Source organism: Microvirga solisilvae (assembly GCF_022808595.1).
Lineage (GTDB): Bacteria > Pseudomonadota > Alphaproteobacteria > Rhizobiales > Beijerinckiaceae > Microvirga > Microvirga solisilvae.
The window spans coordinates 80,723-106,506 of record NZ_JAKUCN010000001.1; the positions used below are offsets into that span (position 1 = coordinate 80,723).

Annotated in this window: 25 protein-coding genes and 1 tRNA gene; 17 read left to right on the forward strand and 9 right to left on the reverse strand. The window is 62.4% G+C overall.

Annotation, left to right across the window (positions count from 1 at the left end; all coding sequences use genetic code 11):
- Positions 1-61: 61 nt before the first annotated feature.
- A tRNA-Val gene (locus tag MJ639_RS00410) sits at positions 62-136 on the forward strand.
- A 68-nt stretch (positions 137-204) separates the two neighbouring features.
- Here MJ639_RS00410 and MJ639_RS00415 read toward each other — a convergent pair.
- Positions 205-906 carry an HAD family hydrolase gene (locus MJ639_RS00415; protein ID WP_243367667.1) on the reverse strand — a complete coding sequence of 234 codons (702 nt, stop codon included), beginning with the start codon at positions 904-906 and terminating at the stop codon, positions 205-207.
- A gap of 92 nt (positions 907-998) precedes the next feature.
- Between MJ639_RS00415 and MJ639_RS00420 the strand changes: the two genes are divergently transcribed.
- The 3 genes from MJ639_RS00420 (at position 999) to MJ639_RS00430 (ending at position 2,920) form a co-directional block, all read left to right on the forward strand.
- The gene (locus MJ639_RS00420; protein WP_423790733.1) at positions 999-1,454 is read left to right on the forward strand and encodes a hypothetical protein; all 456 of its coding nucleotides are present in this window, start codon (positions 999-1,001) and stop codon (positions 1,452-1,454) included.
- A gap of 238 nt (positions 1,455-1,692) precedes the next feature.
- Complete coding sequence (gene rpiA, locus MJ639_RS00425; RefSeq protein ID WP_341482605.1) at positions 1,693-2,388, forward strand: ribose-5-phosphate isomerase RpiA; 696 nt, start codon at positions 1,693-1,695, stop codon at positions 2,386-2,388.
- A 28-nt stretch (positions 2,389-2,416) separates the two neighbouring features.
- Positions 2,417-2,920, forward strand: coding sequence for a DUF2059 domain-containing protein (locus MJ639_RS00430; protein ID WP_243367669.1), 504 nt, complete (start codon positions 2,417-2,419; stop codon positions 2,918-2,920).
- 71 nt (positions 2,921-2,991) lie between these two features.
- Here MJ639_RS00430 and MJ639_RS00435 read toward each other — a convergent pair whose 3' ends face one another.
- The 3 genes from MJ639_RS00435 to MJ639_RS00445 form a co-directional block, all read right to left on the reverse strand.
- Complete coding sequence (locus MJ639_RS00435; RefSeq protein ID WP_243367671.1) at positions 2,992-4,491, reverse strand: tripartite tricarboxylate transporter permease; 1,500 nt, start codon at positions 4,489-4,491, stop codon at positions 2,992-2,994.
- Between the two features lie 10 nt (positions 4,492-4,501).
- Entirely contained in the window at positions 4,502-4,975 is a 474-nt protein-coding gene (locus MJ639_RS00440; protein ID WP_243367673.1) for a tripartite tricarboxylate transporter TctB family protein, read from the reverse strand.
- Positions 4,976-5,044: 69 nt separating this feature from the next.
- Complete coding sequence (locus MJ639_RS00445; protein WP_423790734.1) at positions 5,045-6,016, reverse strand: Bug family tripartite tricarboxylate transporter substrate binding protein; 972 nt, start codon at positions 6,014-6,016, stop codon at positions 5,045-5,047.
- 156 nt (positions 6,017-6,172) lie between these two features.
- On the opposite strand from MJ639_RS00445, the gene MJ639_RS00450 reads away from it, so the two are divergent.
- The 6 genes from MJ639_RS00450 to gltX all read left to right on the forward strand — a co-directional run bounded on the left by MJ639_RS00450 (position 6,173) and on the right by gltX (position 14,998).
- Positions 6,173-7,432 carry an O-antigen ligase family protein gene (locus MJ639_RS00450; RefSeq protein WP_243367675.1) on the forward strand — a complete coding sequence of 420 codons (1,260 nt, stop codon included), beginning with the start codon at positions 6,173-6,175 and terminating at the stop codon, positions 7,430-7,432.
- Positions 7,414-8,799 (forward strand): glutathione-disulfide reductase, encoded by a 1,386-nt coding sequence (gene gor, locus MJ639_RS00455; RefSeq protein ID WP_243367677.1) that lies wholly within the window; start codon positions 7,414-7,416, stop codon positions 8,797-8,799. Before MJ639_RS00450 ends, gor begins: the two co-directional genes overlap by 19 nt.
- An 84-nt stretch (positions 8,800-8,883) precedes the next feature.
- Positions 8,884-9,987, forward strand: coding sequence for a GSU2403 family nucleotidyltransferase fold protein (locus MJ639_RS00460; RefSeq protein ID WP_243368992.1), 1,104 nt, complete (start codon positions 8,884-8,886; stop codon positions 9,985-9,987).
- 151 nt (positions 9,988-10,138) lie between these two features.
- A complete protein-coding gene (locus MJ639_RS00465; protein ID WP_243367679.1) occupies positions 10,139-11,524 on the forward strand; it encodes a class II 3-deoxy-7-phosphoheptulonate synthase in 1,386 nt (461 codons plus the stop codon).
- A 345-nt stretch (positions 11,525-11,869) separates the two neighbouring features.
- Positions 11,870-13,603: an NAD+ synthase gene (locus MJ639_RS00470; RefSeq protein WP_243367681.1), complete on the forward strand. Its 1,734-nt coding sequence runs from the start codon at positions 11,870-11,872 to the stop codon at positions 13,601-13,603.
- Positions 13,604-13,657: 54 nt separating this feature from the next.
- A complete protein-coding gene (gltX, locus tag MJ639_RS00475) occupies positions 13,658-14,998 on the forward strand; it encodes a glutamate--tRNA ligase (protein WP_243367682.1) in 1,341 nt (446 codons plus the stop codon).
- Positions 14,999-15,151: 153 nt separating this feature from the next.
- Here the strand turns inward: gltX and MJ639_RS00480 are convergent, their stop codons facing one another.
- The 3 genes from MJ639_RS00480 to MJ639_RS00490 all read right to left on the reverse strand — a co-directional run bounded on the left by MJ639_RS00480 (position 15,152) and on the right by MJ639_RS00490 (position 18,110).
- Entirely contained in the window at positions 15,152-15,913 is a 762-nt protein-coding gene (locus tag MJ639_RS00480; RefSeq protein ID WP_243367684.1) for an ABC transporter permease, read from the reverse strand.
- The gene (locus MJ639_RS00485) at positions 15,910-16,857 is read right to left on the reverse strand and encodes an ABC transporter ATP-binding protein (RefSeq protein ID WP_243367686.1); all 948 of its coding nucleotides are present in this window, start codon (positions 16,855-16,857) and stop codon (positions 15,910-15,912) included. The genes MJ639_RS00480 and MJ639_RS00485 overlap by 4 nt, the downstream gene beginning before the upstream one ends.
- A gap of 128 nt (positions 16,858-16,985) precedes the next feature.
- A complete protein-coding gene (locus MJ639_RS00490; protein WP_243367687.1) occupies positions 16,986-18,110 on the reverse strand; it encodes a DUF2865 domain-containing protein in 1,125 nt (374 codons plus the stop codon).
- Positions 18,111-18,257: 147 nt separating this feature from the next.
- Between MJ639_RS00490 and MJ639_RS00495 the strand changes: the two genes are divergently transcribed.
- A complete protein-coding gene (locus MJ639_RS00495; RefSeq protein WP_243367688.1) occupies positions 18,258-18,641 on the forward strand; it encodes a VOC family protein in 384 nt (127 codons plus the stop codon).
- A gap of 59 nt (positions 18,642-18,700) precedes the next feature.
- Complete coding sequence (locus tag MJ639_RS00500) at positions 18,701-19,207, forward strand: CreA family protein (RefSeq protein ID WP_243367690.1); 507 nt, start codon at positions 18,701-18,703, stop codon at positions 19,205-19,207.
- A 10-nt stretch (positions 19,208-19,217) separates the two neighbouring features.
- On the opposite strand, the gene MJ639_RS00505 is transcribed toward MJ639_RS00500, so the two are convergent.
- Positions 19,218-19,817 (reverse strand): LysE/ArgO family amino acid transporter, encoded by a 600-nt coding sequence (locus MJ639_RS00505; RefSeq protein ID WP_243367693.1) that lies wholly within the window; start codon positions 19,815-19,817, stop codon positions 19,218-19,220.
- Between the two features lie 93 nt (positions 19,818-19,910).
- On the opposite strand from MJ639_RS00505, the gene MJ639_RS00510 reads away from it, so the two are divergent.
- On the forward strand, positions 19,911-20,795 hold the full coding sequence (locus MJ639_RS00510) for a LysR family transcriptional regulator ArgP (RefSeq protein WP_243367695.1): 885 nt from the start codon (positions 19,911-19,913) through the stop codon (positions 20,793-20,795).
- A 10-nt stretch (positions 20,796-20,805) separates the two neighbouring features.
- On the opposite strand, the gene MJ639_RS00515 is transcribed toward MJ639_RS00510, so the two are convergent.
- Positions 20,806-21,132 carry a hypothetical protein gene (locus MJ639_RS00515; protein ID WP_243367697.1) on the reverse strand — a complete coding sequence of 109 codons (327 nt, stop codon included), beginning with the start codon at positions 21,130-21,132 and terminating at the stop codon, positions 20,806-20,808.
- Between the two features lie 293 nt (positions 21,133-21,425).
- Here MJ639_RS00515 and cysS point away from each other — a divergent pair, with 293 nt between their 5' ends.
- The 4 genes from cysS (at position 21,426) to MJ639_RS00535 (ending at position 25,775) form a co-directional block, all read left to right on the forward strand.
- Positions 21,426-22,895, forward strand: a complete 1,470-nt coding sequence (gene cysS / locus MJ639_RS00520; RefSeq protein ID WP_243367699.1) for a cysteine--tRNA ligase — start codon at positions 21,426-21,428, stop codon at positions 22,893-22,895.
- Between the two features lie 166 nt (positions 22,896-23,061).
- Positions 23,062-23,571, forward strand: a complete 510-nt coding sequence (locus tag MJ639_RS00525) for a GNAT family N-acetyltransferase (protein WP_243367700.1) — start codon at positions 23,062-23,064, stop codon at positions 23,569-23,571.
- Positions 23,568-25,163 carry a citramalate synthase gene (cimA, locus tag MJ639_RS00530; RefSeq protein ID WP_243367702.1) on the forward strand — a complete coding sequence of 532 codons (1,596 nt, stop codon included), beginning with the start codon at positions 23,568-23,570 and terminating at the stop codon, positions 25,161-25,163. Before MJ639_RS00525 ends, cimA begins: the two co-directional genes overlap by 4 nt.
- A 162-nt stretch (positions 25,164-25,325) precedes the next feature.
- Positions 25,326-25,775, forward strand: coding sequence for a DMT family transporter (locus MJ639_RS00535; RefSeq protein WP_243367704.1), 450 nt, complete (start codon positions 25,326-25,328; stop codon positions 25,773-25,775).
- The last annotated feature ends 9 nt before the right edge of the window (positions 25,776-25,784 follow it).

The following is a 25,784-nucleotide window of genomic DNA, read 5'->3' on the forward strand; positions in this document are numbered from 1 at the left end:
CGAGGTTCTTAACTCTGTGGCTTGACGCCGGGGCTTCGACGCCATTAGAAGGCCCTGGTCAGGGCGCGTAGCTCAGCGGGAGAGCATTCGCTTCACACGCGAAGGGTCACAGGTTCAATCCCTGTCGCGCCCACCATTTCCTTCCTGACAATTGAAATGCCGATCGCCGTGCCGCTCCGTTGCGCACGCGTTCGATGCCGTGCGTCAGACCGTGACCGGCTTCAGGAGCTTCACGACGGCTGAAAACAGCTCGTCGAAATGGTCGATCACGATATCCGGATTCAGGCTCTCCACCGGCACGTCCGTATAGCCGAAGGGCACGGCCACCACCGGAATGCCTGCGTTCTGCGCCGTCACGATATCGGTGCGGGAATCGCCCACCATGATGGCCCGCGACGGATCGCCACCCGCGCGCTCGATGGTGAGAGTGAGGTGGCGGGGATCGGGCTTGAAATAGGGGAAGGTGTCCCGCCCGCAATTGGCCGCGAAGCGATGGCTGATTCCGAGTTCGTCGATCAGCTTGATGGAGTGCTCCTCCATCTTGTTGGTGCAGACAGCAAGGAGGAAGCCTGCCTCCTCGAGCCGGTCGAGAGCCTCCAGCGCGCCTGGGAAGAGTTCGGTCCGCACGCGGATGTTCTCGCCGTAATGGACCATGAACTGCTTGAAGAGCTCGTCGAGATACGCCGGGGCCAGCTCCTTGCCCGCCGCTTCGAAGCCGCGCTCGATGAGAGCCCTTGCGCCCGCGCCGATCATGTCGCGCGCCTGCGCCACGGGAATGGGCGAGAGGCCTTCCTGCTCGAGAATGACATTGAGCGTCCCCACGAGATCGCCGGCCGTGTCGGCCAGGGTGCCGTCGAGATCGAAGACAACGATGGGCGGGGCGATTTGCGGGATATGAAAGGTCATGAAGCTCGGGTACCTGCTGGGAGCAAGGGAATCAACGGGCAGGATGATATGGTGCTCCTGGTTGATTCGTTCTTACCGTAATGGAGTGATGAATGCGGCTTTTTGGGTGCGTGGCGTTCGTGTCGATGGTCTTGGCGCTGGGAGGCATATCGGGTTCGGCTCAGGCTGCTTCCTATGATTTCGTTCCTGCGCCGCAGACCGATCTGAACCGGATTTATAGGATCGATCGCGTCACCGGCGAGGTCAGCTCGTGCCAATATGGCCTGCAGGAAGGCACGATCGGCGTGACCCTGTGCTTCAGTCCGGGGGAGGGCGCCGGAGCCCAGCAGCCGGGCGAGTACGGCCTTGTGGCTTCCCGTCACGAGCGCGAAGGCGGCGTCTTCCGCGTGAATTTCCGGACCGGCGACATGAGCATCTGCTACGTCTTCGACGAGCGCGTCGTCTGCACGCCGCAAGCGAAGCCGTCCTCGGCGGCTTCCTCTCTGGCTCCTAACGCAGCGACACCGGGTGTCGGCTCGGGCTCGGGAGCCTCGCCACAGCGTCCTTGAGGCTTGCCGGCTGGGCATTGTGCCCGAAGCCGCAGTGAAACCATCTTTCTTTTCAACATCCTCGCATGCTAGAGCATCGTGCGGAAAAGTGGATCCGGTTTTCCGCTTAAACGATGCTCTCATTAGAAGTAGAAAGCATCGGATGGGCCCCAAAAGTGCAAATCCACTTTTGGGTCCGATGCTAGAGGCGGGCAGTGGCCCTCCTTGAACCAGACGGGCGACATTTCAGGGGTGCTCAGTGAGCGACAATCTCAAGCGTGCAGCGGCCGAAAGGGCAGCCGAGTTCGTCACCGACGGTATGAGGCTCGGCCTCGGGACCGGGTCGACGGCGGCGCATTTCGTGGCCGCCATCGGCGAGCGCGTGCGCGGCGGCCTGAAGGTGGTCGGCGTGCCGACTTCCGAAGCGACCCGCGAACAGGCGCAGCGCGAGGGTATTCCGCTGGCCACCCTGGACGAAATGCCGGAACTCGACCTGACGGTCGACGGCGCCGACGAGCTCGATGACGACCTGCGCCTGATCAAGGGCGGCGGCGGCGCGCTCCTGCGCGAGAAGATCGTCGCCTCCGCCAGCCGACGCATGATCGTGATCGCGGACAGCTCGAAGCGCGTCGCCAAGCTCGGCAAGTTTCCCCTGCCCATCGAAGTGGTGCCCTTCGGCCTCACGGCGACGGAGCGCGCCATCGCCAAGCTCCTGGAGAGCCTTGGCACGGCCGGAGAGCTGCGCCTGCGCCGCGCCAAGGACGGCGCGCCTTACGTCACCGATGGCGGTCACTTCATTCTCGATGCCCATCTCGGCCGCATCGACAAACCCAACGTTCTCGCCTCGACGCTCAACAACATTCCGGGCGTCGTCGAGCACGGTCTCTTTATCGGCCTCGCATCCGGCGCGATCCTCGCGACCGGGGAGGGGCTCGTCGAACTCGGTCAGCTCTGACCATCAGCTTACGATTGGAGTCCCTTCTATGATCCGTTCCGCTTCACGTCTGGCCGCGACCTCCGTCGCCTTGTTCATGCTGGCGAGCCCCGTCTTCGCTCAGCAGGCTCAGCCCAGCGCCGGCCATCTGGCCGCTGCCCGCGAAGTCGCCATCAGCTCCGGCATGACGGGAGCCTTCGACTCGCTCATCGGCCCGCTGCTCGCCCAGTTGCAGCGCATGAGCGTGACGAACCCCGATGTGCAGAAGGATCTCGAACAGGTCGTCAACCTGATCAGGCCTGAACTCGAGCAGAAGAAGCAGGAACTGATCGATGCGACCGCGCGCGTCATCGCCGCAAAGATGACAGAGGCCGAGCTGAAGGAGGTCGTGACCTTCTACAAGTCGCCCGTCGGTCAGAAGTACGTGCAGATTCAGCCGATCATTCTCGACGATACCGTTCGCGAAATGGGCATCTGGTCGGACAAGGCCGCCGAGTTCATCCTGACCCGCGCCCGCGAGGAAATGGGCAAGCGCGGGCACCAGCTGAACTAAGGTTCGGTGCGATAGCAAGAATAAGAAAAGGCCCGGTTTCCCGGGCCTTTTTTGTTGTCTGGCGTTAGCCCTTAGTCCTCGACCGCCTTGAAGCGGCCCAGGCCCTTCATCACGAAAGGAAGGATGAGAGCGATCAGCGCGATGACGAGCAGCGTTGCCGAGATCGGGCTTTCGAGCAGCACCATCGGATCGCCGAGGCTGATCGACAGAGCACGGCGCAGCTGGCTCTCTGCCACGGGACCCAGGATCAAGCCCACGACAACCGGCGCGATGGGGAAGTCGAAGCGGCGCATCAGGAAGCCGAGCACGCCGAACACGGTGAGCATGATGAGCTCCACCGGGGACGGATTGGCCGCGATGGTTCCAATGGTCGCGAAGACCAGGATGCCTGCGTAGAGCCAAGGCTGCGGAATCGCCAGCAGGCGCACCCACAGGCCCACGAGCGGCAGGTTCAGCACCAGCAGCATGCCGTTGGCGATGAAGAGGCTCGCGATCAGGCCCCAGACGAGATCAGGCCGCTCGGCGAAGAGCAGCGGGCCGGGGTTGAGGCCGTATTGCTGGAAGCCCGCAAGCATCATCGCCGCCGTGGCGGAGGTGGGCAGACCGAGCGTCAGGAGCGGCACGAGGGTGCCGGCGGCCGAGGCATTGTTGGCGGCTTCGGGACCGGCGACACCTTCGATGGCGCCGTGGCCGAACTCCTCCGGATGCTTCGTCAGTCGCTTCTCGGTCGAATATGACAAGAAGGTCGGGATCTCCGCACCGCCTGCCGGGAGAGCGCCGATAGGGAAGCCGAAGAGAGTGCCGCGGATCCAAGGTTTCCAGGATCGCTTCCAGTCTTCCTTCGTCATCCAGAGAGAGCCGCGCACGGGCTCAAGCTTTTCTTCCTCGATATGACGGCGGGAGGCGACATAGAGGGCTTCGCCGACAGCGAAGAGACCGACGGCCAGGGTCGTGACCTCGATGTTGTCGTAAAGCTCCGGGATACCGAAGCTCAGGCGTGACTGGCCCGAGAGGATGTCGATGCCGACGAGGCCGAGCAAGAGGCCGATGAACAGACTCGTGAGGCCGCGAACGGGTGAGTCGCCAAAGGTGGCGGACACGGTGATGAAGGCCACGCACATGAGGGCGAAATAATCCTCGGGTCCGAAGCTTACGGCGATATCCACCAGATACGGAGCGAGGAAGGTCAGGCCGAGCGTCGCGATGGTGCCGGCCACGAAGGAGCCGATGGCAGCGGTGGCGAGCGCGGGGCCGCCGCGTCCGGCCTTGGCCATCTTGTTGCCTTCGAGGGCCGTCGCCATCGAGGCGCTTTCACCGGGCGTGTTGATAAGGATCGCGGTGGTCGAGCCGCCATACATGCCGCCGTAATAGATGCCGGCGAACATGATGATCGAGCCCCCCGGATCGAGCTTGAAGGTGATCGGCAGGAGCAGGGCCACGGTGAGGGCTGGTCCGATGCCGGGCAACACGCCGACGGCGGTGCCGAGGAGCACACCGATAAGCGCGAAGAGCAGGTTCATCGGCTGGATGGCAACGGACAGGCCGCTGGCGAGCGAATAAAAGGCTTCCATATTTCTAGCCTCAGAACAGACGTTCGAGCGGGCCTGCCGGGAGCGACAGGGTCAGGAGCTTCCCGAGAAGCAGATAGACGAACAGGGCAAGGCCCGCGCCGATCAGCAGGTCCACCAGGAAGGCGCGGCGTCCGAAGGCCGTGGATGTCGCGGCGAATAGAATGGCCGTGCCGATGATGAAGCCCCAGCCGAGGGTGATCAGCGCGATCAGGATCGCGAGCCCGCCCAGGATGAGAACAATCGGCGTCCAGTCCAGGCTCTCACGCGTGGGCAGATCGCCTCGGAGCGCCGAGATGCCGTTGCCGATGGCGAGCAGGATGAGCCCGGCGGATACGACAATCGGCATGACTTTCGGGCCGAGATCGTAGGGCGAGAGGATCTGGAGCTTGCTCATGTCCCACCAGACGAGGCCGGCGAGAGCCAGGAGAATGAGCGCGATGGCAAGGCCTGCCACGTCGATGCGCCGCTGCGGAGATGTCGTCATGGAATGTCCTAAAAAGAAGCGCCGCGCTCGGGAAAGAACGCGGCGCTATCAATGGCAATATAACGAAGTTTACGACTTCACCAGACCCACTGCCGTAAGGACATCCTTGGTGCGGGCGATTTCGTCGTTGAGGCCCTTCGCGAAGGCGTCGCCGGACAGGTAGGCATTCTCCCAGCCCTTGGCCTTCAGGATCTCCTGCCATTCCTTGGACTGCACCATCTTCTCGACGGCGTCCGTCAGGGCCTTCTTCTGGTCGGCGGAAATGCCGGGAGGAGCAACGACCGCGCGCCAGTTGGCGATCTCGAGGTCGATGCCCTGCTCCTTGATGGAGGGAACGTCGACATTCGCGGTCTTGGTGGCCGAGGTCAGGCCGATCAAGCGCAGCTTGCCGGCCTTCACCTGGCTTTCGAACTCGCCATAGCCGGAAATGCCGGCCGTCACCTTGCCGCCGAGGATGGCTGCGAGAGCCTCACCGCCGCCGGAGAAGGGAATGTAGTTGATCTTGGTCGGATCAGCGCCGGCAGCTTTCGCGAAGAGAGCTGCAGCGATGTGGTCCACGCCACCGGCCGAGCCGCCGGCCCAGGTCACCTTGGCCGGATCGGCCTTGATGGCCGCAGCCAGGTCCTTGGCGTTCTTGATCGGGGAATCGGCCGGAACGACGATCGCTTCGTATTCCGTCGTCAGACGGGCGATGGGTGTCGTCTGGTCGAGGGTGATTGGCGACTTGTTGGTAAGGAGCGCGCCCACCATCACGTAGCCCATGACCATGAGCTGGTTACCGTCGCCCTTGGAGTTGTTCACGAGCTGGGCGATGCCGATGGAGCCGCCGGCGCCGGGAACGTTGGCAACCTGCACACTCTTGGCAATGCCAGCCTGGGTGAGAGCCTGCTGCATCGAGCGGGCCGTCTGATCCCAACCGCCGCCGGGAGCCGCCGGGGCCATGATCTTCAGGTCGGTCTGGGCCGCAGCCGTTGTCACGAAGCCTGCGACGGCAGCCGCAGCAAGGGCGCCGCGCCAAAGACTTTTGCGAAGTTGGCTCATTATGTTTCCTCCATGGGACTTAACGTCACGTCAGAACGTGGTGCTGCGACCGTAAAGGCGGTTTTTCGAGGGAGCAAGCGTCTGGGCGCTTTATCCGTATTCGACGTTGGCGTAAGAGCCATTTCGAAAGATTCTAACGTAAGAGCATTTGGTCCCATGGCCTTGATCGACACTCCGCCGATGGATTCCCGGCGCGTTCTCGCCGATGGATTCTGGCGCGCCGCCGTGGTCACCCTGGCGCTGCTGCCCGTAGGCATGGCGATTGCTCACCGATCGAGCCCTGTTTACGTCATCCTGAGCGCCGTTCTCTGCCTGATCGCATCCGGCATCGAGGGGCGCCTCGACACCTTGCTGCGCAACCTGAGATCCGCCTTACTGTCTCCTCTGGGGCTGGCGGTCATTGCCTTCTTCGTATGGGGCCTCATGTCCATCGGCTGGAGCGAGTTCAGGCTGCTGTCCCTGAGGGCCTTCGGTGAGTTCTGGCTGCCAATCTCGGCCGTGCTGGTCCTCGCGCTGCTCCTGCCCGAGAAGATCAAGCCGCCGATGTTCTGGCTCCTGGCCGGCGCTTTCGTCCTGGCGGCAATCATCATGCTGGTGGAGCTCAAGACGGGGATGGCCCTCCGGAGGGCCTTCAAGGTGCGCTCCGATACCTATATCTTCAACAGGCCCGTTCTCACGCTGCTCATGTTGATCCTGCCGCTGACCGCGTGGGTTCTCAGCTGCGTTCGGAGAGGCTGGATCTATGGATTAGGGCTTCTTGCTCTCCTTGCGGTCCTTGAACTCCGATCTGAGAGCGAGGCCGCCATGCTTGGGCTTGCGATCGTCTGCATCGCCTTCCCCTTGGCCTGGTTCCTCCCGCGCCTGGTTTTCGCCTTGGCGGGCCTCGGATTCCTCGCGGCTTTCTGCCTTTCGCCCTTCATCGGCTTCATCTCGGCACAGGTGATGACACCCGCCATGCATCAGCAGCTGGCGAGCGGCCATTCCAAGGACAGGGAGCAGCTTTGGCAGAGTTTCGGCTACGTGGTACAGGAGGATCCTCTGCTTGGCGGCGGCTTCGGAGTAAGCCCGCGGATGCCTGATACGGAGGTGGCGCAGAAGGTCCCCGCCACGCATCGAAGGATGTTGAACATAGGACATCCGCACAATGCAGCCCTGCAAATTTGGGTGGAGCTTGGTGTGGTCGGTGCCGTTCTTTCTCTGCTGATTGCCTTTCTGACTCTTCGTTCCCTTTGGAATATGCCTCATCTGACACGCAGCGCCTCCATGGCCCTGATGGCCGGAGCCGCACCCGTGGCTCTCGTCGGTCATGGTGCATGGCAGGGCTGGTGGGCTGCATCGCTGGGCGCAGCCATTATATGGATGCAAGCAGCCAGCCGATTCCAAGCGGAGACCAAGCCATGTCCGAGTTCGATGTAGACCTTTTCGTCATTGGGGCGGGGTCGGGCGGTGTCCGTGCGGCCCGCATCGCTGCCAGCTATGGCGCGAAGGTGATGATCGCGGAGGAATACCGGGTCGGCGGCACCTGCGTGATCCGTGGCTGCGTGCCCAAGAAGCTCATGGTCTATGCGAGCCGCTTCGCCGATGATTTTCACGATGCGGCGGGCTTCGGCTGGAATGTTGGAGAGCCAAGCTTCGACTGGGCGACGCTGATCCGCAACAAGGACAAGGAGATCGACCGGCTCGAGGGGATCTATCGGACCAACCTCGAAAAGTCCGGTGTCGAGATCATCAACAGCCGGGCCGTGATCGAGGATGCGCATACGGTTCATGTCCTCAAGACCGGAGCCCGCATCCGCGCCCGCTATATCCTTGTGGCAGTCGGCGCGCATCCGACCATGGAGCCCGCCATTCCTGCCGGTGAGCTCGGGATCACCTCGAACGAGGTCTTCCATCTCGAAACCTTGCCCAAGCGCGTCATCGTCGTCGGCGGCGGCTATATCGCCGTGGAATTCGCCGGTGTCTTCGCAGGCCTTGGCAGCGAGGTGACCCTGATTCATAGGGGCGACAAGCTCCTGCGCGGCTTCGACGAGGATATCCGCGATGCGCTCGGCGAGGCCTATGCCCAGCGCGGCATCAACCTCGCCCTCAAGAAAACCGTCACGCGTCTCGACAAGAATGCCGATGGCATTGCCGCGACCCTGTCCGATGGCTCCATCGTCACCGTCGATCAGGTGCTCGTCGCTACTGGGCGGCGGCCGAACACGAAGGGTCTCGGCCTCGAGAAGGCAGGAATTATGGTGGACGAGGTGGGAGCGATCCCGGTCGATGCCTATTCCCGGACTCTCATCCCCTCGATCTATGCGGTCGGCGACGTGACCAACCGCGCCAACCTGACCCCCATCGCCATCCGCGAGGGCCATGCCTTTGCGGATACGGTGTTCGGCGGCAAGCCCACCATGGTCGATCACGATCTGATCCCCACCGCCGTCTTCTCGACTCCGGAGATCGGTGTGATCGGGTGCGGTGAGGAGGCTGCCCGGGCGAGCTATGGGGATATCGACGTCTACAAGACTGCCTTCCGCCCCATGAAGGCCACCCTGTCAGGCGGCTCCGAGCGGGTGCTCATGAAGCTCATCGTCGACAAGGCCACCGACAAGGTGGTGGGCGTCCATGTCATGGGGCACGATGCGGGCGAGATGATCCAGCTTGCCGGCATCGCCGTCACCATGGGGGCCACAAAGGCCGATTTCGACCGCACAGTCGCCGTCCACCCGACCGCCGCGGAGGAGCTGGTGACCATGCGCAGCCCGGTTGTGGTCAAGAAGCCTGTGGCGGTGGGTTAGACTGTACCCTTCGAAGTAGAGGATCTGGATTTTTCAACACTTCAATGGCAACCCACTTGGGATTGTTGAAACGGTTCCGTCTTGGTGTATGGTTTGTTTCAACAGTGGTTGCTCGCTGAATACGAAAGTGTTGAAACTATGCTTTTTCAGGAGTTTAACGGCGATCAACGGCGCGAAAAGGTCAATTCCATCCAGCGCTACTTATCCTGGCGTGATGCTAAAGAGCGGACCGAGAGTTACCGCGGTTCACTCGTTTGGCAGGAGGTCAAGGGTGAGCGATACTTAGTTCGAAGCTATTATGACGCTTCCGGAAAGCGCCGCCAAAGGTCCGAAGGTCGACGCAATAGTGAGACGGAAAGGCTGAAGGCCGCTTGGGATCAAGCACGTCAGGAGGCGATGGAACGCCTCAAGTCTTTGCGGGAGGTCATGGCGAGGCAGGCAGCCATCAATCGCGCGGTCAAGCTTGGGCGCGTCCCGATGACTGGCGCGCGGATTATTCGGGCCATCGATGACGCTGGTCTTCTGGGAAACGGCATCCGGATAGTCGGCACGAATGCCATCTACGCCTATGAGGCTGCGGCAGGGGTGATGGTGAATCCCGACATTACAGCCACTCTCGACATCGACTTGCTGCTCGACGCCAGAATGTCGCTGCGCATGGTGCTGCGGGATGAGGCTTCCGAGCCCACTTTGATCAACCTGCTGCGCAAGGTGGACAGATCCTTCACAAGGACAAGCCAGACTTTTCGTGCGGTTAATGACGAGGGCTATCTCGTGGACCTGATCAGGCCACAGCGCGATCCTCCCTGGCTGAATGAACGGGAGCAGATAGGCGAGGCGGAGGATGAGCTTTCTGCCGTACCGATCCACGGATTGTCATGGCATGAGAGCGCTCCGCCGTTTGAGACTGTCGCCATCGATGAAAAAGGCGGGCCAGTACGGATTATCGCGAGTGATCCACGGGTCTTTGCGGCTCACAAGTTATGGCTGTCGCGAAACCCTGACCGGGAGCCCACAAAACGGCGTCGCGATGCTGCGCAGGCACAAGTCGTTGCTCAGATGGTAGCGCGCTATCTGATCCATCTGCCGTACGACAGAGCTGAACTGCGGATGCTGCCGAAGGAGTTGTTCGAGCAGGCCGCAGGATTGTTTGATGTCGATAAAACCGAGGATATGTATACCTTTTAAGGCATATCTATGAGTGCCCGACGAGAAGGCCGCCCATGAGTCGCGGCCTTTCGGCACTCGCCTTTTTGATTATGTCGTGTATAGGTGCCCGTTCGTACCGCTTATTGCGGGGAACGACGAGGATTTAGATAAAGACACGGGGGTATGTGTCATGACTGAGCGGTGGACGCCCGATAGCTGGAGGCACAAGCCTATTCAGCAGGTTCCGGCCTATCCGGACCAAGAGGCGCTTGAAGGCGTGGAGCAGCAGCTCGCAGGCTTTCCTCCGCTCGTTTTTGCAGGCGAGGCCCGTAAGCTGAAGCGCGATCTGGCGAAAGTGGCCAAGGGAGAGGCTTTCCTCCTCCAGGGCGGCGACTGCGCCGAGAGCTTCGCCGAACACTCCGCCGACAATATCCGCGATTTCTTCCGCCTGTTCCTGCAGATGGCTGTGGTGCTCACCTATGCGGGCGGCTCGCCCGTGGTGAAGATCGGCCGCGTGGCAGGCCAGTTCGCCAAGCCGCGCTCGTCCGGCACCGAGGTAATCGACGGCGTGGAGCTGCCGAGCTATCGCGGCGACATCATCAGCGACATCGCCTTCACGCCTGAAGCGCGCATGCCCGACCCGCGCCGCCAGCTCATGGCCTACCGCCAGTCGGCCGCGACGCTGAACCTGATCCGCGCCTTCGCGACCGGCGGCTATGCGAACCTCGAGAACGCGCATCGCTGGATGCTCGGCTTCGTGAAGGATTCGCCGCAATCCTCGCGATACAACGAGCTTGCCGAGCGCATCACCGAGAGCCTGAACTTCATGCGGGCCATCGGCATCGATCCCGAGACGCATCCCGAGATGCGCTCGACGGATTTCTACACCAGCCACGAGGCCCTGCTGCTCGGCTACGAGGAAGCGCTCACCCGCGTGGATTCCACCACCGGCGACTGGTACGCCACCTCCGGCCACATGGTCTGGATCGGCGACCGCACGCGCCAGCTCGACCACGCCCATGTGGAATACATGCGCGGTATCAAGAACCCGATCGGCCTCAAGTGCGGCCCGTCGCTCACGGCAGATGGCCTGCTGAAGCTCATCGACACCCTCAATCCCGAGGACGAGGCCGGCCGTCTCACCCTGATCTGCCGCTTCGGCGCGGACAAGGTGGCCGATCACCTGCCGGGCCTGATCCGCGCGGTGCAGAAGGAAGGCCGCACGGTGGTGTGGTCCTGCGATCCGATGCACGGCAATACGATCAAGGCGGCCTCCGGCTACAAGACACGCCCGTTCGAGCGCGTCATGGGCGAGGTGCGCGACTTCTTCGCCATCCATCAGGCGGAAGGCACCCATGCGGGCGGCATCCACCTCGAGATGACCGGCAAGAACGTGACGGAATGCACCGGCGGCGCCCGCGCGCTCACCGATGCGGATCTCTCGGACCGCTATCACACCTATTGCGATCCGCGCCTCAATGCCGAGCAGGCGCTGGAAATCGCGTTCCTGACCTCGGAGCTCATCAAGCGCGAGCGCCAGTCAAGGGAACGGCCGGCCGCTCTGGCTGCTGAGTAAGGCAAAAGAAAAGGGGCGCTGGAAGCGCCCCTTTTTACTGTCTGGGTATAGGAATGAGCGAATGCAGAACTTAGCTCAGCCATCCCATGAAGAAGAGAATAAGGATGATCGGAAGCGGAATACCGATCAACCACAGTAAGCCACCTTTCAGCATTGTTGCCTCCATTGTTCGAAACGTGTGGGAACAACGACCTAAGCTGTATTGGGTTCCGAAGAACATCGCCGTCTTGACGATCTTTGGCGTCGCGGGCTCGGATCGCGGCAGAGGCTCCGGCGTTAAGTTCATGGGATAGCTCGGGCTTTGCATTGCTGCTCTCCCGGCGGCGCGCTAATTCTGCGGGTGCCATGGCTCAGAACACGCTCAAGATCGCTCTCGCGCAGCTCAACCCCATTGTCGGCGATGTCGCCGGCAACGAGCAGAAGGCGCGCCAAGCCCGCACGAAGGCCGCCCGGATGGGCGCCGATCTCGTGATGTTCGCCGAGCAATTCCTGGCGGGCTACCCGGCAGAGGATCTGGTACTCAAGCCTGCCTTCCAGGATGCGTGCCGCGCCGCGCTCGAGCGGCTTGCGCGTGAAACGGTGGATGGTGGGCCCGGCATGCTCATCGGTCTGCCATGGCGCGAAGGCGGCGAGCTCTACAACGCTTATGCGCTTCTCGATAACGGCGCGATCTCCGTGCGCTTCAAGGTCGATCTGCCCAATTACGGCGTGTTCGACGAGAAGCGCAATTTCGAACCCGGCCCCTTGCCGGGGCCCGTCAATTTCCGCGGCATCCGCCTGGGTCTTCCCATCTGCGAGGACATCTGGACCGGCGACGTGGTCGAATGCCTCGCGGAGACGGGAGCCGAGATGCTGCTCGTTCCCAACGGCTCGCCTTATTGGCGTGGGAAGACCGAGGAGCGGTTCAACATCGCCGCCGCGCGCGTGACAGAGAGCGGCCTGCCGCTCGTCTATCTCAACCAGATCGGCGGTCAGGATGAGCTTGTGTTCGACGGCGCGTCCTTCGTGCTCAACGCCGATTGCTCGCTCGCCTGCCAGCTCCCGGCCTTCGAGGAGGCGATCGCGCTCACCGTTTGGGAGAAGGGCGAGGACGGCTGGGTGTGCCGCGAGGCTCCCATCACGACGGTGGAGGAGGGCGAGGAGGCGGATTACGCCGCCTGCGTGCTCGGCCTTTGCGACTACGTGGAGAAGAACCGCTTTCCTGGCGTCGTGCTCGGCCTGTCCGGCGGCATCGATTCCGCCATCTGTGCCGCCATGGCCGTCGATGCCTTGGGCGCGGAGCGCGTGCATTGCGTGATGCTGCCCTACCGCTACACCTCCGCTGAATCACTGAAGGATGCGGAAGGTTGCGCCCAAGCGCTCGGCGTGCGCTATGACATCCTGCCTATCGCCGAGCCTGTCGAAGGCTTCGAGGCGGCGTTGCAGCCGCTCTTCGCAGGACGGGAGCGTGATATCACGGAGGAGAACCTCCAGAGCCGTGCGCGGGGCACTATCCTCATGGCGATCTCGAACAAGTTCGGCGCCATGGTGCTGACCACAGGCAACAAGTCCGAGATGTCCGTGGGCTATGCCACGATCTACGGCGACATGAACGGCGGCTTCAATCCGATCAAGGATCTCTACAAGATGGAGGTCTTCTCGCTCTCGGCGTTGCGCAACCGCTGGAAGCCGAAGGGCGCGCTTGGGCCCGATGGCATCGTGATCCCCGAGAACATCCTGACCAAGGCGCCTTCCGCAGAACTGCGCGAGAACCAGAAGGATCAGGATTCGCTGCCTCCCTATGAGGATCTCGACGCGATCCTGCGTGGCCTCGTGGAGGAGGAACTGCGCGTCTCCGAGATCGCCGCCAAGGGCTATGATTTGGAGATCGTGAAGAAGGTGGAGCGGCTTCTCTACATCGCCGAATACAAGCGCCGACAATCCGCGCCGGGCGTGAAGGTCACGCGCCGGAATTTCGGCCGCGACCGCCGCTATCCCATCGTGAACCGCTTCCGCGACCAAGGTCTCTTGGCTTACGAAAAGGACGAAGCCCTTGAGCGCGCCATCGGCAAGCCGCGCATGGGCTCGCTCGATGTTTGATCTTTCAAGAGCGGCCCCTTGCGCCGCTTCTCTCCCTTCGCCATAGGGTTTCCCATGTCCAAGCCCATCGTTCGCTTCGCCCCGTCCCCGACCGGGCACATCCATATCGGCAATACCCGCGTGGCTCTGCTCAACGCGCTCTTCGCGCGTCGAGAAGAGGGCACCTTCATCCTGCGCTTCGACGACACGGATCTCGTCCGTTCGAAGCAGGAATACGCGGATTCCATCGAGACCGATCTCAAGTGGCTCGGCATTCCGCCGGATGTGACAGTGCGCCAGTCGGAGCGTTTCGCGCTCTATGACGCCGCCGCCGAGCGGTTGAAGACGATGGGCCGCCTCTACGCATGCTACGAGACGCCGGAGGAGCTGGAGTTCCGCCGCAAGCGCCAGCTCGCGCGCGGCCTGCCGCCGATCTATGACCGCGCCGCTTTGAAGCTGACAGACGAGGAGCGTGCGACGCTCGAAGCCGAGGGCCGCAAGCCTCACTGGCGCTTCCGTCTCGACCATACGAACGTGGCGTGGAAGGATCTCGTACGCGGCGATTGCCATGTGGATTGCAGCTCGCTGTCCGATCCCGTGCTGGTGCGCGAGGACGGCACCTATCTCTATACGCTCCCGTCGGTGGTGGACGATATCGACCTCGAGATCACCCATGTGATCCGCGGCGAGGATCACGTCACCAACACGGCGGTGCAGATCCAGATCTTCGAGGCGCTCGGCGCCACGCTGCCGACCTTCGCGCACCACAGCCTGCTGATCACCGCAAGCGGCGAGGGGCTTTCCAAGCGCCTCGGCCACCTCTCGGTGAAGGGCTTGCGCGATGCGGGGCTCGAGCCGCAATCGGTTGCTTCTCTCGCCGTGCTCGTTGGCTCCGCTGAAGCCGTGCGTCCTATCGCGGACCTGGGCGAACTCGCCAAGCTCATCGATTTCTCTCACATCTCCCGTGCGCCCGCGAAGTTCGACGAGAGCGAGCTGGAGCATCTGAACGCCCGTCTCATCCACGAGATGTCTTACGAAGCTGTGCGCGAGCGTCTTGGCACATTCGATGCCGATCTCGGCGAGACCTTCTGGAACGCGGTGCGTGGAAACCTCACGAAGGTGAAGGATGTCGCCGAATGGGCGGCGGTCGTGCGCGGCCCGGTGACGCCCGTGATCGAGGATCGCGCCTTCATCGATGCGGCGACGGAAGTGCTGCCGTCGGCACCATGGGATACGACGACCTGGAAGGTGTGGACGGAAGCGGTGAAGACGAAGACCGGCGTGAAGGGCAAGGCGCTGTTCATGCCCCTTCGCCTCGCGCTCACCGGCCTCGATCATGGACCGGAGCTCGGCAATCTTCTGCCGCTCATCGGGCCTGAAAGAGCCAAGGCGCGCTTGGCAGGGCAGGCAGCGTAAAACACACAAACAAAAATCTCGAACATAGTCCTCATCCTGAGGAGCCGCTGCAAGCGGCGTCTCGAAGGAGGCTCCAGAGTGAACTGGATGCTCCTTCGAGACGGTCGCGATGCGACCTCCTCAGGATGAGGTTTGAGCTTGTATCAAGACTTATCAGTTCTTGATCTTGTAGCCCGTGCGGAAGATCCACCAGATCGCGGCGAGGCAGGCGAGCATGAACAGGAATGTCATGCCGAGGCTGATGCCCACATCCACGTCGGCGACGCCGTAGAAGCTCCAGCGGAATCCGCTCACCAGATAGACCACCGGGTTGAACAGAGCGATCTTCTGCCAGAAGGGCGGCAGCATGTTGATGGAATAGAAGCTGCCGCCAAGAAACGCGAGCGGAGTAACGATCATCAGCGGGACGATCTGCAGTTTCTGGAAGCTGTCGGCCCACACGCCGATGATGAAACCGAAGAGGCTGAACGTCACCGAGGTGAGCACCAGGAACGCAATCATCCAGACAGGATGCTCGATGGAGAAGTCCACGAAGAGACGCGCGGTGATGAGAATGATCGTGCCGATGATCACCGATTTCGTGGCGGCCGCGCCCACATAGCCGATCACCGTCTCGATGGCGGAGATGGGAGCGGAGAGAAGCTCGTAGATCGTGCCGGTGAATTTCGGCATGTAGATGCCGAAGGACGCATTGGAGATGCTCTCCGTCAGAAGGGAGAGCATGATGAGGCCCGGCACGATGAAGGCGCCGTAGCTCACGCCGTCGATGCTGGCCATGCGCGAGCCGATGGCCGTGCCAAAGACGATGAAATAGAGCGATGTGGAGAGCACCGGCGAGGCGATGCTCTGCATGATCGTGCGCCAGGTGCGCGCCATCTCGAAAAGATAGATGGCCTTGATGCCGTAGATGTTCACGAGCGCCCCCTCACCAGGCTGACGAAGATATCCTCCAGAGACGACTCGGAGGTGCGCAGATCCTTGAAGTCGATGCCGTGCTCGTTCAACCGGCGCAGGAGCGTGGCGATGCCCGTTTCCTCGCTCTGCGTGTCGAAGGTGTAGACGAGGTCCGCGCCGTCTGCGGAGAGTTGAAGATGCTCGGATTGCAGATCGGGGGGCAGCGCCGTGAGCGGGCTCTGCAGGTGAAGCGTCAGCTGCTTCTTGCCGAGCTTCTGCATCAGGGTGTGCTTGTCCTCGACCAGCACGATCTCGCCCTTGTTGATCACGCCGATCCTATCGGCCATCTCCTCGGCTTCCTCGATGTAATGCGTGGTGAGGATGATGGTGACACCGCTCTCGCGAAGGCCGCGCACCATGTTCCACATGTCGCGGCGCAGTTCCACGTCGACGCCCGCTGTGGGCTCGTCGAGGAAGAGGATCTTCGGCTCGTGGGAGAGCGCTTTCGCGATCATCACGCGCCGCTTCATGCCGCCGGACAGCGCCATGATCTTCGTGTCCTTCTTCTCCCACAGGGAGAGGTCCTTCAGGATCTTCTCGATATAGGCCGGGTTCGCCGGCTTGCCGAAGAGGCCGCGGCTGAAGCTCACCGTTGCCCACACGCTCTCGAATGCATCCGTCGTGAGTTCCTGCGGCACGAGGCCGATCTTGGTGCGGGCAGGGCGGTAATCGCCCACGATGTCGTGCCCGTCGGCCGTGACCGTGCCCGTGCTCGGATTGACGATGCCGCAGATGATGCTGATGAGCGTGGTCTTGCCCGCGCCGTTGGGCCCGAGCAGGGCGAAGATCTCGCCCCGGCGAATCTCAAGGTCGATGCTGCGCAGGGCCTGGAAGCCCGAGGCATAGGTTTTGGAAAGGCCGGAGACCGAGATGATCGGGGCCGATGCGCCGGGTGATTCCGGCATTCGCGAATGATCGAGCGGTTTCATGACGCGCCTGATAGCACGCCGGAGGCAGGCCAGGAATTCCCCCTCCTAGGAAAAGAAAACGGGCCCGCATAGGGCCCGTTTTAAATCCTTGTCCTTGAGCAGAATTAGTTCTGCGGATTCGGCACCGGAATGAGGTTCGGCGCGATCACGCGAACCGTCTTCTTCTGGCCGTCGCCGGAAGCCATCTCCTGCTTGTTGCCCTCGTTCTCGCCGATGACGCGGGTCGTCTCGATCGATTGCGGGCCGATACCGGAGGATTCCTTGCTCGCGGTCGGAGCGGAGGCGGCGCTCTCGGCTTGGGCCTTCTCTTCCTCGTCCGTCTTCTTGTCGGCGGCCTTGCGGGCCTGCACGGCCTTCGGACGCGACATCTCCTCCGCCTTCTCGGCGGTCACGATCACGTCGCCCTTGCGCTGTTCCAGCATGCTCTCGGCCTTGCGCAGCACCACGGCCCAGCTTTCGCCCTGCCTCTTGCAGGCGCAGCTTTCGTCGAAGGTCTTGCGGAACTTGAATGCGTTCGCGAGCGACGTATAGGGCTTATTGCCCGCGAGGGAGGCTGCGTGGGTCAGGCCGTCATCGCCGCCGGGATAGGCGAAAGCCGTGGTTTCCGTGCCGGGGCAGAGGGCCTGGCACATCTCGTCCGCGCTCTGCTGGCCGCCGGGTGGGCTGGTGAGCGGGAAGAAGGAGCCGTCGCAGGTCTTCACGCAGATCAGGCGGCCGCCACCGAGGGAGGGCTGGCCCTCCTCGGCGATGATCGGTTGGCCTTCCGGTGCAATCTGCTGCTGCTGACCGCGCGGCGGGCCGAAGAGCGTTTCGAAGAAGCCGCGGGGCTGCTGATCGGTGGAGCAGGTCTGCTGCACGGCGGCCTGAAGCTGGCGGCGGCGCGCATCGACCGCGGAGGGGTCGATGGATTGCTGCGCCAGACGGGCATAGCCCGCCTCCAACTGGCGAATCTGTCCGGCAATCGCCGGGCATTCGGCCGGCGGAGGGCCTGAAAAGAAGCTCAAGGGACCGCGTTCACAGCCGATGGAGCTGTAATAGCGGGCCAGACGGCTGATCTCGGCGCGCTGCGCCTGCATCTGCCCGGTCGGCGCTCCGCCGCCGCTGCGCTCGAGATTCGCCAGTTCTGCCCGGAAGCGCTGGCATTCCGGCGATTGGGCGAGGGCTGCCTGTCCGGCGGCCAGGAAGGCCGTCACGGCGAGGAGGGAGCGGAGGAAGAATGTCTTTGTCATCAAACAGATCGCAGGTCCGATACGGCGCCATGGCCAGGGTCTTGGTCATGTGACGCCGGATTTGGGCTCTATTGTGATTACCGTCTTGCCCGCCTTGGGAAAAGCCTTTTAGCCTTCCGCCAACAGCGACCTCGAACGAGCCCCTGCATGTACTCTCATACGACCATCGGAGCAAATGACTTAGGTCGGGCCCGATCCTTTTACGATGCGGTGCTGGCCCCCTTGGGGCTTGAGGTCCGCTTCACTGACGAGACCATTCTGGGCTACGGCCTGCCGGGAGGGCGGCCGCAATTCCTTGTCGTGCGGCCCTTCGACGGGGCCGAACCATCCGTGGGCAACGGTGCCATGATCGCCTTGCTCGCCTCCAAAAGGGCCCAGGTCGATAGCTGCCATGAGATCGCGATGAGGTTGGGGGGAGCGGATGAGGGCGGCCCCGGCCTGCGCTCGCATTACCATCGCAACTATTACGGGGCTTACTTTCGCGATCTCGACGGCAACAAGATCTGTATCTGCAGCCATCACGCCGAGTAGGTCTCGTCAAAAGCGGTTGGCATTCCCACATTGAGCGTAGCATTGGGAGAAAAAGAAGAATGCTCGCTCGAATCGCCTTGGCCCTGACCCTCGTCGTTGGAGGCGCTTTCGGCGCTGCGGCCCAGGAGCCGGATCTCATCTTCAAGAAGTCCACCGTCTGGCGGGCGCTGACGCCCGACGACAAGCTCGCCGTCTACGGCATCGACGATCCGGTGGTGGAGGGCGTGGCTTGCCATTACACGACCCCCGAGCGGGGTGGCATCTCCGGCACCTTCGGCGTGGCGGAGGAGGTTTCCGACATCTCGCTGTCCTGCCGTCAGGTCGGCCCGGTGAAGTTCAAGCAGCGCTTCGGGCAGGGCGACGTGGTGTTCAGCGAGCGCCGTTCGCTCATCTTCAAGAAGATGCAGATCGTGCGCGGCTGCGACGCCAAGCGGAACACGCTCGTCTACATGGTCTATTCGGACCGTCCCATCGAAGGCTCGCCCAAGAACTCGACCTCCAGCGTGCCGTTGATGCCCTGGGGAACGGAAGCTCCGGCCAAATGCGGGGACTGGCTGAACAAGTAAGGACGATTCCTCAGTTCAGCAAAAGCCGCGCCGCCGTGACCCACATGATGATGCCGATGGCGATATCGAGAACACGCCATGTGTTCGGGTTCGCAAAGAGTGGCTTGAGCAGGCGTGCGCCATAGCCGAGGCAAAAGAAGAACGTGAACGAGGCCAGCATGGCTCCGAGCGCGAACCATCCCTTGCCGTCTCCGAACTGCGTCGAGATCGAGCCGATCAGAACCACCGTGTCGAGATAGACATGCGGGTTGAGCCAGGTCAGCGCCAGGCAGGTGAGGACGACCCGTCCGATGCCGGCGGGCGCAGCCTCTGACGGTCGCAGGGCAGCGGAGCGGAAAGCCTCCCTGAAGCTTCGAGCGCCATAGGCGATGAGAAATGCCGCGCCGAAATAGAGAAGGGCGGTCTCAACCCAGGGCAGAGCCGCACTGACCGTGGACAGACCCGTAACACCGGCCAGGATCAGCAGGGCGTCCGAGATGGCGCAGGTCAGGCAGACGGCCCAAACATGCTCGCCGCGCAATCCCACACGCAGCACGAAAGCGTTCTGGGCCCCAATGGGCAGGATGAGGCTGAGGCCCAGCAGGAAGCCGGCGATGAAGGGAGCGGTCATGGCAATGGTCCAAACAAGAGTCGACCTCTCCTAAGCGAGCCTCTACGATTAGAGAAGTTAAAGTCTCTTAGATCGCATTAGGAAATTTAATTCGTGCTGGATTATGCCCTCCTGTCCGCCTTGGCTGCCGTGATCCGTACCGGGAGCTTCGAGCGGGCTGCGCAGCAATTGAACGTGACCCCTTCGGCCGTCTCCCAGCGCATCAAGCTGCTTGAGGAGAGGATCGGCGCGGTTCTCGTGGTTCGAGGTCAGCCCTGCACGGCGACCGAGGCAGGCTTACGTCTCTGTCAGCATGTGGAGCAGGTGGCCCTGCTCGAGGGCGCCTTGAGCGAAAGCCTCCCGGGAGTGCAGTCTGGCAACGGGCCGGTAACCCTGCGCATTGCCGTGAATGCGGACAGCCTCGCCACATGGTTCGTCGCGGCCATGGCGGAGACGGAAGGCCATCTCTTCGATCTCGTGATCGACGATCAGGATTACAGCACCGACTGGCTGCGGCGAGGGGAGGTGATGGCTGCGGTGACCTCGCATGGACAGGCGGTCCAGGGCTGCAATTGCCACCCTCTTGGAGCTCTAAAATATGTCGCGACGGCAAGCCCGGACTTCATGAGGCGCTGGTTTCCCAAAGGTCTCGATCAGGAGGGTGCGGCCCGCGCGCCTTGCCTGATCTTCAACCAGAAGGACAGGCTGCAATATATATGGCTGCGGGAGGCCCTTGGAGTGGACATCAGGCCTCCGCTCCACTGGCTGCCTTCATCGCAGGCTTTCGTGGATGTGGCTCTCGCAGGGCTGGGATGGGGGATGAATCCGGAAATCCTGGTGCGGGAACACCTGAAGACAGGGCGTCTCGTGGCGTTGAACCCAGCGGTTCCGTTCGAAGTGCCCTTATTCTGGCAGGAGAGCCGGGTCGCCGGGCCAGTGATGGCCGATGTGACCCGGGCTGTTCTGAAGACAGCCCGGACATGGCTGGCGTCTCGCTAGAGGCTCAAGTTCAGTTCGCGCAGGTGATCGAGATCGGACGATCTTCGGAGGCCGTGACCGACACCTTTTGAACCGAACCTGTGGTCTCCTCGGCCTCGATCTGGCGGAAGGAGATGGCCTGCTTATAGCCCTGAGCCTCACACCAAGTGTTTGCCACAACTTGGCCACAAGGCTGGTTTGAGATGAGGCATTCCGCGACGCCGTATCCATCGGCGGCGGGGACCAAGAAGGTCGCTTCGGTCGACGAGGCCTGAGTGCCGTTGGGAAGCAGCGTCATGGACGCGGCTGCAAGGAACATGGCTGTGCCCAACCCGAGCACGGCATATGCGCGGCGCATAGAAAACCTCATTGGCTGAAACCGTGATTTATTGTCACGGAACCCTGTGAATAAAGCTCTAACGGGTTTGGTTAAAACCCGTTTCTTGCATGCCTGCAAAGGAACTGTGCTCTCCAGCACGGGAACCTTGACGCCTGTCGTTGGACGGGGCATTGATGGGTTCATGAACACGGCAGCGATCCTCACTTCCGGGATTATTTGCGGCTAGCGACCACGCTGGCTGGAGCCGTCTCGTTCTCATTCCAAGAATGAAACCAACCTCCGGCCTCGTGGCCTGACAGGGATTTGGTTTCATGGCGCCCCAGCTGAAGCTCTACAACACGCTCTCCCGGTCGAAGGACGCATTCGTCCCGATCGATCCTAAGAACGTGCGCATGTATGTCTGCGGGCCCACGGTTTACGATTACGCTCATATCGGTAACGCCCGCCCCATCATCGTCTTCGACTTACTGTTTCGTCTGTTGAGAAATATCTATGGCGCGGATGCCGTAACGTATGTGCGCAATATCACGGATGTCGACGACAAGATTAACGCCCGCGCCGCCCGCGATTACCCGGACCTGCCGCACAACGACGCCATCCGGGAAGTGACCCGCAAGACGGAGGTGCAGTTCCACGCCGATATTCGCGCTCTCGGCGTGCTCATGCCGGACGACGTGAACGAGGCGGGCAAGCCCGCGCGCTTCGTGGAGCCCCGGGCCACCGAGCATATCGACGAGATGCGCATGATCATCGAGCGCCTCATCGAGCGGGGGGCTGCCTACGTGGCCGAGGAGCACGTGCTCTTCTCGGTTTCCGGCATGCAGAAGCTCTCCGGCGTGCCGCAATACGGCGCCTTCTCGAAGCGCTCGCTGGACGAGCTGCTCTCCGGCGCCCGCGTGGACGTGGCGCCCTACAAGCGTGACCCGATGGATTTCGTGCTCTGGAAGCCTTCAGGCCCGCAGGACCCGGCTTGGCCTTCGCCCGCCGGCATCAAGACACCGGGCCGTCCCGGCTGGCATATCGAGTGCTCGGCCATGTCGTGGAAGCACCTGATTCAGGCTTTCGAGACGCGGCTCTCATGCAGCGATCCGACCGAGCGCGAGATCTTCGACATCCATGGCGGCGGCATCGACCTCGTATTCCCGCACCATGAGAACGAGATTGCACAGAGTTGCTGCGCGTTCGATGCGCCGCGCATGGCCAATGTCTGGATGCATAACGGCTTCCTGCAGGTGGAAAGCGAGAAGATGTCGAAGTCGCTCGGCAACTTCTTCACCATTGCCGACCTCCTGAAGGATTGGCCGGGCGAGGTGCTGCGCTTCAACATGCTGCGCACTCATTATCGTCAGCCCATCGACTGGACGTCGAAGGGTCTTGAGGAAAGCCAGAAGACTCTCGACCGCTGGTACGAGCTGGCGGGCCATGGTCAGACGGCGCGGCTGTCCGATCAGGTTGTGGACGCGCTGGCTGATGATCTCAACACGCCGAAGATGCTCGCCGAGCTTCATGCCCTCGACGGGCAGGGCGCTCACGACGAGCTCGGCGCGAACCTGCGCGCGCTCGGCTTCCTGCTCGAGGGAGCCGAGGCGTGGAAGGCGCGCAAGCAGGCCTCGCTTTCGGTCGATCCTGCGGTCGTTGAGAACCTCATTGTTGCCCGTAAAGAGGCGCGCGCGGCAAAGAACTGGGCTGAATCCGACCGCATCCGCGACGAACTCGCGGCTCTCAACGTTGTGGTGAAGGACAACAAGGACGGCACCACCACCTGGGAGGTCGCGCGATGACGGCGCTTCTTCAGACTGTTTCACTCTGTCCTCATCCTGAGGAGGCGCGCAGCGCCGTCTCGAAGGAGGCTCCAGAGAGCACTGGAATCTCCTTCGAGACGCAGACTGCGTCTGCTCCTCAGGATGAGGGCGATGTCTCGGTGAACTGTAAGACAGGGGTGCGCTGATGGGACAGTCATTGCCGAAACCGGGGCTTCGTCCCTTCCTTCCCGCCGACCTGCCGGTGCTCGTCGAGATCTTTCAGGCGAGCATCGAGGAGCTGACGGGCGAGGATTACAGCGAGGCGCAGCAGGAAGCCTGGATGATGCAGGCGGATGAGGAAGACTTCGCGCAAAAGCTCGCGAAGAACCTCACCCTCGTCGCGACCATCGAAGGCTCGGCCGTCGGCTTCATCGCGTTGAAAGAGAACGAGCTGATCGAGCTGTTCCATGTGCATCCGGCCGTTGCGGGGCAGGGGATCGGCACGATGCTCTTTGGCGCGGTGGAAAAGCTCGCCACCGCACGCGGCGCGGCGCGGCTCGTGGCGGAAGTCAGCGACAACGCGCAGCCCTTTTTCCAGAAGCATGGCTTCCAGCCGCAGCGCCGCAACACCTTGTCGCTCGGCGACGAGTGGCTCGGCACCACCACCATGGAAAAGCGCCTCGCACCCGACGAGGACAGGAAGTTGTCATCATGACCCGCGAGCGCGTCTATCTCTTCGACACTACCTTGCGTGACGGCGCGCAAACCACGGGTGTCGATTTCTCGCTGGAGGACAAGCGGGCAGTGGCCTCCCTCCTCGACAAGCTCGGCATCGATTACGTCGAAGGCGGTTATCCGGGAGCCAATCCCCTGGATACCGCCTTTTTTGCTGAGAAGCGCACCAAGAACGCGAAGTTCACGGCCTTTGGCATGACGAAGCGCGCCGGGCGCTCCGTGTCGAACGATCCCGGCGTCTCCGCGCTTCTCGAAGCCAAGGCCGATGCGATCTGCTTTGTTGCGAAGTCGTGGGATTACCACGTGCGCGTGGCGCTTGAGACGACGCCTGAGGAAAACCTCGCCGGCATCCGCGACAGCGTCGAGGCCGCACGTGCCAAGGGCCGCGAGGTGATCGTCGATTGCGAACATTTCTTCGACGGCTACAAGGCCAATCCCGAATACGCGCTTTCCTGCGCCAAGGCCGCCTATGAGAGCGGCGCACGCTGGGTCGTGCTGTGTGACACCAATGGCGGCACGCTGCCTCACGAAGTGACGGAGATCGTGAAGATTGTCACGACAGTCGTGCCGGGTGCGCATCTGGGCATTCATGCGCATGACGATTGCGGCTGCGCGGTGGCTAATTCGCTCGCCGCCGTGGAAGCGGGCGCACGTCACATCCAGGGCACGCTCAACGGCCTCGGAGAGCGCTGCGGCAACGCCAATCTCATCACCCTGATCGGCGCGCTGAAGCTCAAGGACGGCTATGCCGCTCGCTTCGATCTCGGCGTGTCGGATGACGCCTTGAGCGGGCTCACCCATGTGTCCCGGCAGGTGGACGAAATCTTGAACCGCCAGCCCAACCGCCACGCACCTTTCGTCGGCGCGAGCGCGTTTGCGACGAAAGCCGGCATTCATGCCTCCGCCGTTCTCAAAGACCCGCGCACCTACGAGCATGTGGAGCCGGAAGTCGTCGGCAATGTGCGGAAAGTGCTGGTGTCGGACCAGGGCGGGCAGTCGAACATTCTCGCCGAGCTCAAGCGCTGCGGCTTCGATCTTGAAAAGGGCGATCCGCGCATCTCGCGCGTGCTCGACGAGGTGAAGCGCAAGGAAGCGCAGGGTTTTGCCTTCGAGGGCGCGGACGCTTCCTTCTATGTGCTGGTCAAGCGCATGCTGGGTGAGGTGCCGGCCTTCTTCGACGTGGAGCGTTTCTCGGTCAATGTTGAACGCCGTTTCAACGCCATGGGCGAACTCGTCACCGCATCTGAAGCCATCGTGAAGGTGCGCGTGGGCGACGAGGTTCTCATCTCCGCCGCCGAAGGCAATGGCCCGGTGAACGCGCTCGATGTCGCTCTGCGCAAGGATCTCGGCAAGTATCAACACCTGATCGAGGATCTGGAACTGGTGGATTATAAGGTGCGTATCTATCAGGGCGGTTCGGATGCCGTCACACGCGTGCTCATAGAGTTCACCGATGCATCGGGTGAGCGCTGGACCACCATCGGCGTGTCGGCCAACATCATCGATGCCTCGTTCCAGGCGCTCACCGATTCCATGATCTACAAGCTCTTGAAGGGCGGGGCTGCGCTTTAGTCTCGCTCACAGGAAACACAGACCTCATCCTGAGGAGCCGCGTAGCGGCGTCTCGAAGGACGTTCCAATGCTCTCTGGAACCTCCTTCGAGACGGGCCTGCGGCCCTCCTCAGGATGAGGACAGAGTTTGAAAGATCGCTCTATCTCACGATGAGACAAGTCATGAACCTCTCGCTCCTGCTTCCGCTCGCCGGCATCTTCATCGGCGGCATCTTCCTGTCGTCGCAGGCGCCCATCAATGCCGCGCTTGCGCGCTCATTGGGCGATCCGCTGCTGGCCGCCTGCATTTCGTTTGGCATCGGATTTCTGGTGCTGGCTCTGGTGACGGCCTTCCGTGGCGCCATGCCTTCCGGCAGCGCCATCGCCTCCGCGCCCTGGTGGTCATGGCTCGGTGGCTTCCTGGGTGCGTTCTACGTGGCCATCGTGATTTGGGGCGTGCCGCAGATCGGCGTGGTGAGCACGGTCGCGGCGCTAATCTTCGGCCAGGTGGCCGCAGCTCTTATTCTCGATGCCGTGGGCGCTTTCGGCCTGCCTGTGCAGGCAATCACGTGGCAGCGACTCGCGGCGGCAGGCCTTATCCTGGGCGGGCTTGTTCTGTCCCGCGCAGGATAAGTTGCGTTG